This window comes from Pseudoalteromonas sp. EB27 (assembly GCF_001974875.1).
Lineage (GTDB): Bacteria > Pseudomonadota > Gammaproteobacteria > Enterobacterales > Alteromonadaceae > Pseudoalteromonas.
On record NZ_MTQD01000009.1, the window covers coordinates 15,054 to 27,847 of the forward strand.

At 37.3% G+C, this 12,794-nt stretch carries 8 protein-coding genes; 7 read left to right on the forward strand and 1 reads right to left on the reverse strand.

Going from position 1 to position 12,794, the window contains the following annotated elements:
* The first annotated feature begins 512 nt into the window (after positions 1 to 512).
* From BW142_RS11195 to BW142_RS11215, 5 genes are all read left to right on the forward strand, one after another.
* Entirely contained in the window at positions 513 to 1,751 is a 1,239-nt protein-coding gene (locus BW142_RS11195; protein ID WP_024597882.1) for an AAA family ATPase, read from the forward strand.
* Between the two features lie 15 nt (positions 1,752 to 1,766).
* The gene (locus tag BW142_RS11200) at positions 1,767 to 2,729 is read left to right on the forward strand and encodes a transcriptional regulator (RefSeq protein ID WP_076924873.1); all 963 of its coding nucleotides are present in this window, start codon (positions 1,767 to 1,769) and stop codon (positions 2,727 to 2,729) included.
* Positions 2,730 to 3,135: 406 nt separating this feature from the next.
* Positions 3,136 to 6,282: a DEAD/DEAH box helicase gene (locus BW142_RS11205; RefSeq protein WP_076924874.1), complete on the forward strand. Its 3,147-nt coding sequence runs from the start codon at positions 3,136 to 3,138 to the stop codon at positions 6,280 to 6,282.
* A gap of 1,071 nt (positions 6,283 to 7,353) precedes the next feature.
* Positions 7,354 to 8,820 carry a DNA recombination protein RmuC gene (gene rmuC / locus BW142_RS11210; RefSeq protein ID WP_024600341.1) on the forward strand — a complete coding sequence of 489 codons (1,467 nt, stop codon included), beginning with the start codon at positions 7,354 to 7,356 and terminating at the stop codon, positions 8,818 to 8,820.
* 61 nt (positions 8,821 to 8,881) lie between these two features.
* A complete protein-coding gene (locus tag BW142_RS11215; protein WP_024600342.1) occupies positions 8,882 to 9,073 on the forward strand; it encodes a DUF3185 family protein in 192 nt (63 codons plus the stop codon).
* A 39-nt stretch (positions 9,074 to 9,112) separates the two neighbouring features.
* Here BW142_RS11215 and BW142_RS11220 read toward each other — a convergent pair whose 3' ends face one another.
* The gene (locus tag BW142_RS11220; protein ID WP_076924875.1) at positions 9,113 to 9,520 is read right to left on the reverse strand and encodes a MerR family transcriptional regulator; all 408 of its coding nucleotides are present in this window, start codon (positions 9,518 to 9,520) and stop codon (positions 9,113 to 9,115) included.
* Between the two features lie 100 nt (positions 9,521 to 9,620).
* Here BW142_RS11220 and BW142_RS11225 point away from each other — a divergent pair, with 100 nt between their 5' ends.
* Both BW142_RS11225 and BW142_RS11230 read left to right on the forward strand, forming a co-directional pair.
* Entirely contained in the window at positions 9,621 to 10,859 is a 1,239-nt protein-coding gene (locus BW142_RS11225; protein WP_076924876.1) for an NADH:flavin oxidoreductase/NADH oxidase family protein, read from the forward strand.
* A gap of 350 nt (positions 10,860 to 11,209) precedes the next feature.
* Positions 11,210 to 12,376 carry an aldo/keto reductase gene (locus BW142_RS11230; protein ID WP_076924877.1) on the forward strand — a complete coding sequence of 389 codons (1,167 nt, stop codon included), beginning with the start codon at positions 11,210 to 11,212 and terminating at the stop codon, positions 12,374 to 12,376.
* Positions 12,377 to 12,794: the final 418 nt, after the last annotated feature.

The following is a 12,794-nucleotide window of genomic DNA, read 5'->3' on the forward strand; positions in this document are numbered from 1 at the left end:
AAAATAAATCGCCCTGTGGATAAAGCCTTATCGAGTTAGCATAGATCTGATCTGTACCAAGTACAGATCAGATCTATACTAATTAAACGTACCTTTTGATGGTGGCACAAGTGCATAACTTTATAATTTACTTAGTAAAAAGCTGATCTACGATGCTCTTTTTGTTCATAACTTTATGCGCAACCTGTGCATAACTCTATTTTAAAAATAGGCCTTAGTAAAAAGCTGATCTGCAGGTAGATAAAGATCTGATCTTAACCAAGTATAAAGCTGATCTGCTTTTTTAAACATTGTTTATATAAATCATTATGTTATGTGTCAATTTAAAGCCCTTAACCTTTATTACCTTATATATTTAACCACCTTTAAACTTCTTTATTTATACTAAGCAATATTAATGGTGTAAAAGTATTTTTAAATGTCTTGTTTTTAAAATGCATGTCGTCTTAAATAGTTGTTTACAGCAAATTGAATGGACATTATACTAAGTCCCTAACTTTGAGGAATAAAGTATGTCTATCAATAATAACGCGTTAAGTACCTACCGGCTTTTAAAAGCAACTGCCGAAGTAGCTGAAAAATCATTAGAAGGTCGTATTCAGCACTATCGTGCGCATCTTAAATCAGAAGAAAAAGAATTAAGAACCTATACGCAAAAAGCAGCTGCAGATTTATTAGGTTGTAATAATCGTACTTTAAAAAGGCGTCATGACAATGGCGACTTTGATGATTTAAACATTAAACGCGGTGCTAATGGACATTATGCTTACACGTTAGTAAATATTTTTGCCATGGCCGATATTATGGATATTAAACCAGATCATCGTACTGGTGATGACAAACTACAGGTTATTGTTATTAACTCCCTCAAAGGCGGCTGTGGTAAAACAACTAGTATGGTTAATATCGCAGCAGCGCTCGCGACGACGAATATTAAGCGCTATCGCATTGGTATAATAGATTTAGATCCTCAAGGTTCTTCTTCAAGCTTTTTTCCTTCAAGTGAGCATGACCCTATTACTGTTGGCGATTTAATGCGTGATTGTATAGATTTAGATGAGGGCGAAACATGGCCTGAATTTGTATCAAATTCATTTTTACCAACGCATATCCCAAATATTCGTGTTTTGCCTTCAGGTATGGATGATTTTTACTTTGAGCACGAAACGGCAACATTGCTCAAAGATACCTCAAATTATGAGCAAACTCGTCACTACCATAAGTTACTCGAAAAAGTTATTGACCCTGTTAAAGATGAATTTGATATTATCTTAATTGATACAGCACCTACCCTTAACTTTATGTTTTATAATGCATTAATGGCATCTACAGCAATGTTGATCCCTGTTCACCCAGAAGCTGTAGATTTTGACGCTAACAATAAATATTTAAAACGATTAGGTGAGATTTACCATACCGTAGCTGCATTAGGCCACGAAGGTTGGGACTTTATGCAGTTTTTAGTTACCAACTATGTAAAGGGTAATCACTCACAGCGCGATATCGTTAAAGATGTCCGTAGTGCATTTGGTCGCCAAGTTATGAGCTACCCAATTAATCACAGCTCGGCAATTACAGCAAGTTCATCATCTTTTAATACTATTTTTGATCAAAAAGCGTCAGACAGCTTAGCAAGTCGTGAATCATTAATGCGCGCCCAAGAAAATATTAAAGATGTGGTCGATGAACTAGAGATGCTTATTCGTTCAAATTGGCAGTCAACTCAGTCAACACTCAATTCCCCTAAGTAAGGATGTTAAATAAAAATGGCTAAAAAACGTAAAAATGACACCCGCTTAGATCCTTTTGCAACCGCTGTAGGTAGCAGTAGCCTTGACGCATTATTAGAACAGGCCAATGCTGGCGATGTAATTAGAATGCCGGCACCGAGCGATCCTGGGCGCCAGATAACGCTTGTTTGTAAAGTGATCTCACACGCTGATATTGAATCTACTACAGGTGTATATGGTAAAAACCGCCGTGTACAGTCACTGCTAAACGAAAAGTCAGTATCAGATATTCTTCCTGCGATTCGTGATGATGGCCGTAATCAGCATCCTGCTCTACTTTGGGATCAAGGTGAAACAAGCTTAGTTTTAGCGGGCTCTCGCCGTCGTATGGCGTGTATTTTAGGTAACGCAGATTATTTAGTACTTAGTTCAAGCGATTTTACTGATCAAGATGCTAAAATTTTAGCCGTATCTTCAGATCAGTACATTGCCCCGAGCTTATGGGAGCTAGGACAAGCTTACCAACAAACAAAAAATGAGTTAATTGAACAAGGTAAAAAAGGATCTTACAGAGAAATAGCCGCCATTGAAGGTGTATCGCACACTGCAATTGCAGATGCCATCAAGGCGTATGAGCAAATACCTGCCGATGTTATTGCGCTTTACCCTACTGCAAATCATGTAGGTCGTGAAGTAGCTAAAAAGCTTGTGAGCGCAAAGGAGCGCGACCAAGAGGCGTTTAAGCAACTAGTTTTAGCCCTAGCTAGCGATGAAGAGCTAAATGCGATTACAAGCGACGACAAGCGTGCAATGGCAATCACTAAATGCTTAACAGCTGAGCCACAAGTGGCCGTTAAACGTGAAGCTGTACTAGAAAATAAATTTATATCAGTACAACGCAATTTAAAAAGCGGCGATGTGTCTATCAAAATTGACAATAATGTGATGACAGACAAACGCTTAGAGCAATTAACTAAGTTATTAAGTGCTTTTAATTAGTTAGTTAAATAATGATCTGTCAGACTTGTTTACTTAGTTAAATAGTGATCTGACAGATTGTTTTGTTAGTAAAAATCTGATCTTTACTAGCGAAATTCCTCTTCAAACAACCATATTATCTCTTCAAGATCACTTTTTTACTAACTGCACCCCTCTTTTTAGCATCACTTTCTTGATTTATTATTATGGTTAGTAAAATCGTGATCTGTAATACCTAGATTATTCTTTGTACTTGTATGCAGGGTCTATCATTTAGCTAAATTTTATACTGATTTTTACCTATAAACCGGTTTTTTACTAAGCTATCAGCTCCAACCAGTTTATAACTTGTTAATAGTGCTTTAGCTCAGAGCACATAAGGCATATACTGGCAGAATTATTTTTAAAATTTAATGCTTAGAGTGACATGTCTGCTAACTTATCAAAAAATGATTTAATGGCTATTTTTGAAGAAATTAAAAATGAGCAGGCTACCCAGTTTCCTCTGTCTGAACGCTTTATTAAAAAACTTTTCCGTCAAAATGTCCTAGATAAAGGAAAAGAATATTATAAAAAAGGCCAGATCACTTGGTTAGAACACACGCCTAATTTTTCTGTTGTTGACTCTACTGTTCAAGTTGATAACGGATCATCGTTTAACCAACGTATTGAGATCAGTAAAGTACCAACTGGTTATTCTGTTGATACGCACTGTACATGTAATGCAAAAACCAAATGTCGACACCTGGCCGCTATTTTATTTAAGCTTAAAATTGAGCATTCTGGCGAGTACGGTGAAGATTACTTTATTAATGACTGGTTTAGCGAATTAAGCGCACTTAAAAGTGGTGAGCAAAATATACCTTCGCAAGTGTTATTGTTTGTATTAGATATTGAAAATAACAAAGTATTTTTAACGCCTAAAATAGCGAATGTTGAGACTAAAAAGAATTATACATTAGGCCGAAACTTAACCGAGCAGCAGTTAAATAGTTTTGTAACGCCGAGTGATTTACTCGAAAGTGACTTTAGATTATTTAGTTGGATACGCTCACAAAATGCAGTGGGAAGTATTGAGCTAAAAGGTCAATGGGGCTTTAGTGCCTTACAACAACTTATAGCTACAGAACGCTTGTTTTTTCAGCGCTCTCGAGTACCAATAAAAGCACAATCGGGCCAAGCATTAAGTTTTAGTTGGGAGCAAGATAAAGACCTTTCTCAATTAGTTATTAAGCTTGAGCAAACTCAAAACTGGGCTTTATTAAAAACAACACCACCTACTTACCTCGATTTGGATCATTTAAAAGCGGGTCGTCTTCGCACACCATTAAGTGCAGACGAAATAGCACATTTACAAACTATGCCTGCTTTGCACGATGCTAATTTTGATCGAATTTACAAACAACTTGCCGATAATTTTGGCGCAGGTGTAATACCTCATCCTACTAACTTGCAGCCAACGTTACCTAAAATCTCTAGTAATGCTGTTTTAAAAGTAACGATGGGCGATCAAGGTTTATCACTTTCGTTATTATTTAAGTATAAAAATAAAAATTATTTAGCGGGTTCTGCACCTGCAAGTACTATTAATAGTGCTTTTGAAAATACAGTAACGAATGAGCTAATAAACCTAGGATTTGAATTTTGTAAAGGGGGTTTACAAAGTGAACTTGTATTTACAAAGCATTCTCCTATCCATTTGCATTGGCTTATATACGAAGTATTTCCTGGTTTTAAACAACGTGGTTGGCAGGTAAGTGTAAGTAAAGTAACGAGTCCTAATCCGCAGTGTGAAGTTAGCTTACATGTACACCGTGCTGCAGGGCATCAAATGCACTGTAAAGTACTGCTATGTGATGCAAAAGCAGCTCTTTTATTTACTAATACAGATCCGCTATATCAGTCGTTAAACCGACAAAGTGAGTTATTTTACTACTATCCACTCGGTCGTGAATTTGGAGTTATTAATAAGTCTGCAATTAACTTATTAGATGAATTTAAAGAGCGTTTTGAGTTTGTAAAAACACGGGACGAATTTAATATTCCGCTTTCGTACTTGCCAGAGCTTGTAAAGCACACAGCCATAAACGTAGAGTTGCATGACGACTCGCTTGAGCGATACTTGCAAGAGCTAAACAATACCGATACCGCAATGCCAAAGCTTTCTTTACATGGCTTGAATGACTCGGTAACTCTTCGTGAGTACCAACAGCAAGGTGTTGACTGGCTTAGTTTTTTAAAGCGTCATAAATTAGGTGGTATTTTAGCTGATGACATGGGGCTTGGGAAAACACTGCAAGTTATTGCGTTTTTAGCGAGCACGTTTAATCGTCCGCAAGCGGGTCCTACACTAATTGTATGTCCAACTAGCTTGGTGAGTAATTGGGAAAATGAAATTACTAAGTTTGCTAAAAGTTTAAAAGTTACCACTATTTTTGGATCAAACCGTAACGAACCTTTACAACACTTAGCACAAGCCCAATGCATACTCACTACATACCCATTGTTAAAACGTGATATAGCTTATTACTCGCCTTTATATTTTGAAAATATAATTCTCGATGAAGCTCAATACATTAAAAACGATACCGCACAGGTGTCGCGATTAGTGAAACGTTTAAATGCCGACTTTAAACTTTGTTTAAGTGGTACTCCAATCGAGAATAATTTACTTGAGCTTAAATCGTTACTCGATTTTGCTATGCCATCTTTACTTGGTTCTCAAGCTCACTTTAAGCTGCATTTTCAAACGCCTATTGAGCGTGAAGCTGATATGGAGAGAGCTGAGCAGTTAAAAGCGTTAATTATGCCCTTTATAATGCGCCGCACTAAAGCACAAGTAGCGCAAGAGCTTCCCGAAAAAACAGAGCTAACTAAAGAATTTGAGTTTGAGCCTAAGCAAAAAGAAATGTATCAGGGCATTACACGTTCATTAGAAGAAAAGCTAATCGACTTATTTGCTGAGCAAGGTGCACAAAAAAGTAAGCTTGCATTTTTAGAGGCGTTATTAAAACTTAGGCAAATTTGCTGTCACCCTAAATTAATAGATCCAGATACTCAGGCTGGTTCTGCTAAGCTTGAATGGTTAACAACACACTTACCGCTTATGTTAAGTCTCGGTCGTAAAATTATTATATTTAGTCAGTTTACATCGGCACTCGATTTAATAGCCCAACGCCTTGAAGAAACAAATATTAACTTTAGTATGCTTACAGGCCAAACGCGCCACAGAGATAAAGTAATCGACGAGTTTACCAGTGGTAAAACATCTGTGTTTTTAATTAGCTTAAAAGCCGGCGGTACAGGCCTTAACCTAACACAAGCCGATACCGTTATTCACTTTGATCCATGGTGGAACCCTGCCGTAGAAAAGCAAGCGACTGATAGAGCTTACCGTATTGGCCAAACTAACCCGGTATTTGTTTATAAGCTCATAATGAATAATTCAATAGAGCAAAAAGTGTTTAAAATGCAACAAGACAAACAAGCTCTTGTAGATGCGTTATTTACTGATAAATCAATGAGCTTTACTAAATTTGATGAACAACAAATGTTATCGCTAATTAAAAGTTAAATTGCTCTAAAAAGTTTTGATCTTTTTATGAACTTAATTTAAAAAGTGGCGTCTACTATTATGCTTGTTGATTAATTGCAGTTAATACAAGTTTTCATGTTGATTCCCCCCATTTAATTACTAATTTTAGTAATGATTGAGCCAGCCCATTTTGAGTTGGCTTTTTTTATGCCTAAAATTTAGTGTGCTGCACTTATTTAAAAAGTTTTGATCTTTTTATGAACTTAATCCAAAAAGTGGCGTCTACTATTATGCTTGTTGATTAATTGCAGTTAATACAAGTTTTCATGTTGATTCCCCCCATTTAGTTACTAATTTTAGTAATGATTGAGCCAGCCCATTTTGAGTTGGCTTTTTTTATGCCCAAAATTTAGCGTGCAGCACTTATTTAAAAAGTTTTGATCTTTTTATGAACTTAATCCAAAAAGTGGCGTCTACTATTATGCTTGTTGATTAATTGCAGTTAATACAAGTTTTCATGTTGATTCCCCCCATTTAGTTACTAATTTTAGTAATGATTGAGCCAGCCCATTTTGAGTTGGCTTTTTTTATGCCCAAAATTTAGCGTGCAGCACTTAATTTAAAAATTTTATTTTTTTATGAACTTAATTCAAAGAGCGGCGTCTACTATAATGCTTGTTGATTAATTGCAGTTAATACAGGTTTTATGTTGATTTCCCCTTATTTGATTACTAATTTTAGTAATGATTAAGCCAGTTCATTTTGAACTGGCTTTTTTTATGCCCATAATTTGATTTGTTTAAATCAATCTGAATAAAAATAAATAATCTTTTGTAAATTATTTTGAATTAATTATTTTGTTTTCCGGTCTACTCTAATGCCTGTTGTTATATAGCCTCACCCAGTAATATTAGTTATTTTGGTGATTATGTATTTAAGTTGCAGCTTGCTCAGGCACATGTTGATTTTCCCTTTGATTACTTAATTTAGTAATATTTGACCAGCTTATTTTGAGCTGGTTTTTTTATGTCTGTAATTTCTTTGCTCCCCTACTTCTATTGCCTGTTATTGGTTATGATGGCATGTCTCTAAATTTTATAAGTTTATTTTATGCTCACTCAAGTACTCACTAATATTGATTGGCTAAGCGCCGGTGCTGGTGTTGCGTTAGGCGCCCTATTTTACGGCGTTGTATCAACACAGCTTCGCAAAAAGTTACATCTACAAATAAGCGAACAGCAGCAACAGCTTTCCCTATTACAAAATCAATTTGATAATAAAGAGCTGCAATATAGCGCCTTGCAAGAAGATCACGAACTGCTAGAGCATACTCACCAAGAACAGCGCGACGAAGCCCAGCATTTTAAAACGCGTTTTAGCGAACAAGAAAAACAAAGCGTTCAATACAATCATTTTTGGCGCAAAGCCGAAGGCGAGCTTGCAGCGCTTCGCGAGCAATATAATCAACGCGATGTTGAATATAATAATATGCGCACCACCCTTGAGCAAAAACAACAAAACTTTACCGAGCAACTCGCGCAAATTGAGCAAAGTAAAAATATGCTCAAAAAAGAATTTGAAAACCTAGCCAATAAAATTCTAGAAGAAAAATCACAAAGCTTTAAAACCTTAAATCAAGAAAGCATTGAACAATTATTAAAACCGGTTCAAGGCGAGCTAAAAGGCTTTAGAGAAAAAATGGAGTCAATACACGTTGAAGATATAAAACAACGTACTGCGCTCAAAACCGAATTACTGCATTTACAGGCTAAAAGCCAAGCTATAACAGATCAAGCCGACAAGCTCAGTAACGCGCTACAAGGGCAAAAGAAAACCCAAGGTAATTGGGGCGAACTTATGCTCGAAAACGTCTTAGATAGCGCTGGCTTACGTGCAGGCGTTGATTATAAACGCGAAGTGTCGTTTAACACTGAAGATGGTCGTTTGCGCCCTGATGTAGTTGTTTACTTACCACAAGGTCGCCACTTAGTCATTGATGCTAAAACATCATTAAATGCTTATACGCGTTACGTAAACGCTGAAAATGAGCTAGATGCTAATCAAGCAATTAAAGAGCATGTGAACGCTGTTACAGCGCGTATTAATGAGCTTGCGAGTAAATCGTACGACCGTTTACCAGGTATTAACTCGCCAGAAGTTGTGGTTATGTTTGTACCAATAGAATCAGCTTTTGTAGAAGCACTTAAATATCAAAGTGATATTTACCAACAAGCAATCGAAAAAAATATACTGGTAGCCACACCCACTACCCTGCTTACTAGTTTAAATATTGTGAAACAGCTTTGGCGTTTTGAAGAGCAAACCAAATATTCAAAAGAGCTTGCAAATCGGGCTGAGCGCTTTTATAACAAGCTCAATGGCTTTTTATTGAGTATGGAAGGTGTTGGTAAGCAGCTTGATAAAGCCAAAGAAAGCTACGATAAAGCATTTTCGCAATTATACCGTGGTAAAGGTAATCTAATTAAACAAGCATCTGAATTTAAAGAGCTTGGTGTATCGGTACAAAAAGAGTTACCTAATGAAAGTGTTGAACGCGCGCAGCTAGAGCTTGATTAAATTTGTTAAGTGTTTTCATTTAAGTATGCTAAATAATGTACGTTAGAAATCAGAGGTGTTTATGAATAATAAGATTATAGGTATTGTTTTAATCGTTATAGGTATCGCTTTAATTATGTGGGGATATGACGTATATGATGCGGCAGCTTCGCAGTTAAGCCGTGCATTTAGTGGTGATACACCAATAGAAGCATGGGCGGGTTTTATTGGCGGTGCTGTTTGTGTGTTAATTGGTATTAAAAAGCTTAAGTAACATAAATAAAATACAGCTTACTAAATAAGCTGTATTAGTTTATTCGTAATCCATCATTTTTAGTAATTCATTTAATTTACTTTCTGGCAGGCATTCGCCTTTATCCCAATAAGAGTTTAGTAGCGCAGTTAAACTGCCAATACGCTGTGATTTTTTCTGCATTTGCTCAATCAAAATGTCAGCTTCTTTTTGTTTTTTTTCTAAACGTTCGATTATTACTGTGTGGTTTAGCTCGCCGTTTTCGTTACGTAATAAAGGTATTTCGTTGAGTGAAAACCCCAAGCTTTGTGAAAATTTAATTAATTGCAGTTTTTCTAAGTTTTGTTGGGTGTACAGCCTATAACCATTAGCACTGCGAGTGGTTGGTGCTAATAACCCTTTGCTTTCGTAAAAACGAATAGTGCTGGCAGGTATTTTGGTAAGTTTTGCAAGTTCGCCTATTTTCATAACTAATAATAACTCCACTTTACATAAACTTAGTAGGTTGACCTTCAAGCTAACTTTAAGGTTATAGTTGTTTTAATGTCAATTTAATTAGCAAATAATTATGCGCAACCCTGTGTTTACCTCCTTTACCTTGTTAAGTGGTTTAGTATTAAAAAATCGTATTGCCAAAGCCGCTATGGAAGAAAACCTAGCACAAGAGGACCAAACGCCCTCCCAAGCACTTAAAAACGTTTATAGCGCATGGGCTAAAGGCGGTACAGGGCTAATTATTACCGGCAATGTAATGGTTGATCATTTAGCAATGACAGGCCCAGGTGGCCTTGTGCTTGAGCAAAGCACCGATATTACAGCCTTTGCCGAGCTTGCTCGTTTATCAAAGCAAAATAATTGCAAAGTGGTGATGCAAATTAATCACCCTGGTAGGCAAGTATTTAAAAAAATGGGCGGAAAAGCCCTATCTGCTTCAAATGTTGCACTTAATATGGGTAAGCACTCGCACTTATTTGGCGTACCAAGGGCAATGACGCAAACCGACATTGACGATGTTATTACCCGCTTTACACAAACTGCACTACAAGCCGAAAAAGCCGGTTTTAATGGCGTACAAATACATGCAGCGCATGGCTATTTACTTGCTCAGTTTTTATCGCCACTTACCAATAAGCGCGACGATAAATGGGGTGGCAACCTACAAAATAGAGCCCGCTTACTTCTCGAAATAACTCGCAGTATTAAAGCAACTTGTTCCCCTACCTTTTCGGTTTCGGTAAAGTTAAACTCTGCTGATTTTCAGCGAGGTGGGTTTGAACCCAGTGACGCGCAAGTTGTAGTGGATTTATTGAATGAACTCAATGTTGATTTTGTGGAGTTATCGGGTGGTAGTTACGAAGCACCTGCCATGCAAGGTAAAACAGGTGACCAACGCACACTTGCCCGCGAAGCATACTTTTTAGAGTTTGCAAAAGCGATTAGCCACCGCTCATCAATCCCAATAATGACCACTGGTGGCATTAGTCGCTTATCTATAGCCAACAACGTGATTGAAAGTGGAGTGGCCCTCGTGGGTATTGCCACTGCGCTTGCATACCAACCAAATTTAGTAAACAAATGGCAAAACGAGCCACTGCAACTAGCCGTATTACCCAGTGTTACTTGGCAAGATAAATCCCTCGCAGGGCTTGCCACTATGGCACTGGTAAAAAGGCAAATACGACGTATAGGCGAAGGTAAGCCTGTAAAAATAAATGCTTCACCAATATTTACTTTAATTAGCGACCAACTACGTTCGGTTAAATTAACTAAGCGTTACCGAAAACGCTTTGCTAGTGAGATTAACTAAGCTTTAGTATTCATATTTTTTATTTATTAGGTTTTGTTTACTAATTTGTACACATGAATAAATGTAACCATTTTTATGTTGTATAAATGAGTATTAAGGCGTGCACCAATTTGGAAGTTTGCTTTTTTATCAAGCTATTAAAGTTCACTATTTTGTGCACTTTAAAGTACTGTACGAGTAAAGAAAATAATCATTCCTAAATGTTAATTAAAGTACGTGTTCAGCGCTCGTTAATTTAACCATCTTATTGATAATGTTGGTTTTTATTGCTTTTCGTTCGCTTGAGTTTGGTTGGTATTTATACTAGGTTATAGCGTAGATATTTAACCTTACTCAAGGAGAATAGTTACATGGTATCTCGCAGAAATTTTATTAAAGCAGGCGCTGCTTTAAGTTTAGGCTCTATTTTTAGTGCTTCAGCTTTGGCTGAACAACTAAAGATAAAAATGTCTAACGGCAGTGTTATGCAAACTAAAGGATCAATAGATAAAAGCGCTGCTCTACCCACAAACGATCTTACTAACGCTAAGCATTATCGCCCAGAAGCAAGAATGGGCTTAGGTGGCCTTGCCGCTGGTAATGGCTTTAACACTATATCAAGCGATACAGAAATTTTAACAATGCTAAACGCCGCATGGGATTCTGGTATTCGTCATTTTGATACATCACCTTTTTACGGCTTGAGCTTAAGCGAAAGGCGCTTCGGTGATTTACTTCGAAACAAAAAGCGTGAAGATTATGTTTTATCCTCAAAAGTAGGTCGCCTTCTTACCCCTTCAGCAGAGCCTTTAGAAAATAGCTGGCACTGGGCTGATCACTCACCTTTTCATTATAAATATGATTATTCAGCATCGGGTACACGTCGCTCTATAGAAGATACGCTACAGCGTATTGGTGTCGCCTCACTTGATATTGTTTATATTCACGATTTGTCGCCACAAAATAGTGATATGGGAGACGACTGGCTTAAGTACTTTGATCAAGCGGCTAAAGGGGCGATTCCTGAGCTGACTAAAATGCGTGACGAAGGAATAATTAAAGGCTGGGGTTTTGGGGTAAATACACCTCACGCTATTTATAAAGCGCTTGATATGTCAGACCCCGATATTTGCTTATTAGCGCTGCAGTACTCTATTTTAGATCATAAGCAAGCACTTGATAAAACCTTTCCTATGCTTGATAAACGAGGTGTTTCTGCTGTTATTGGTGCTCCGCTTAACGGTGGCTTTTTAGCTGGGCGTAATCGCTTTAATTACTCACCTAAAATTCCTGGGCCTATGCAGCAAAAGTTTAACGCAATTAGCGAAGTTGCATCAAAACATGGGATTGATATAAAAACGGCTGCGCTACAATTTGCAGAGGCGCCGTCAACTGTGGCTTCTATTATTCCTGGGGCACGAACGGCCGAGCAAATTAACGCAAATGTTGCTTCAATGAAGGTAACCATTCCTGATGCGTTTTGGAGTGAGTTGAAATCTAAACAGCTTATTGCAGAAAACGCGCCCATACCTGCATAAAAAATAGGTGTGCCATTTACTTGGCACACCTAGTTATAGCTAATGTATTGTTAATTTTTTTAAGCAACGCTTGCTAAAAGTGTATTGATTGCTGGGCATGTGCATAAGTCCAATTAACACACTCTTGCGCTAAAGTCGCGATGGTATTTACCGCCAAAACTTAACGTTGCGGTTAAAATTTACTGTAGACGCGCTGCTTGCAGGCGTTTAAAAGCAACGCTTTTACAAAATTCTTAAACCACACATTCATTAACTCCTGCATTCGAATAAATGAGAAGCTGCGCATCTAGCGTGAGCAAGCTCTATGTCTTGTATTTCCCGATAAATAGTAGACACAAGGCACAGATCTAATAGATAGAAGAACCTACCGATTACACTACCTCAAGCGGTAAAATGTTTTATATAACAGCTCGTAACC

What these genes read in the sequence shown, in the direction of transcription:
- BW142_RS11205 (WP_076924874.1), top strand. Translation starts at nt 3,136, where the DNA reads ATGTCTGCTAACTTATCAAAAAATGATTTAATGGCTATTTTTGAAGAA.
- BW142_RS11225 (WP_076924876.1), top strand. Translation starts at nt 9,621, where the DNA reads ATGCGCAACCCTGTGTTTACCTCCTTTACCTTGTTAAGTGGTTTAGTA.
- BW142_RS11220 (WP_076924875.1), bottom strand. Translation starts at nt 9,520, where the DNA reads ATGAAAATAGGCGAACTTGCAAAACTTACCAAAATACCTGCCAGCACT.
- rmuC (WP_024600341.1), top strand. Translation starts at nt 7,354, where the DNA reads ATGCTCACTCAAGTACTCACTAATATTGATTGGCTAAGCGCCGGTGCT.
- BW142_RS11215 (WP_024600342.1), top strand. Translation starts at nt 8,882, where the DNA reads ATGAATAATAAGATTATAGGTATTGTTTTAATCGTTATAGGTATCGCT.
- BW142_RS11200 (WP_076924873.1), top strand. Translation starts at nt 1,767, where the DNA reads ATGGCTAAAAAACGTAAAAATGACACCCGCTTAGATCCTTTTGCAACC.
- BW142_RS11230 (WP_076924877.1), top strand. Translation starts at nt 11,210, where the DNA reads ATGGTATCTCGCAGAAATTTTATTAAAGCAGGCGCTGCTTTAAGTTTA.
- BW142_RS11195 (WP_024597882.1), top strand. Translation starts at nt 513, where the DNA reads ATGTCTATCAATAATAACGCGTTAAGTACCTACCGGCTTTTAAAAGCA.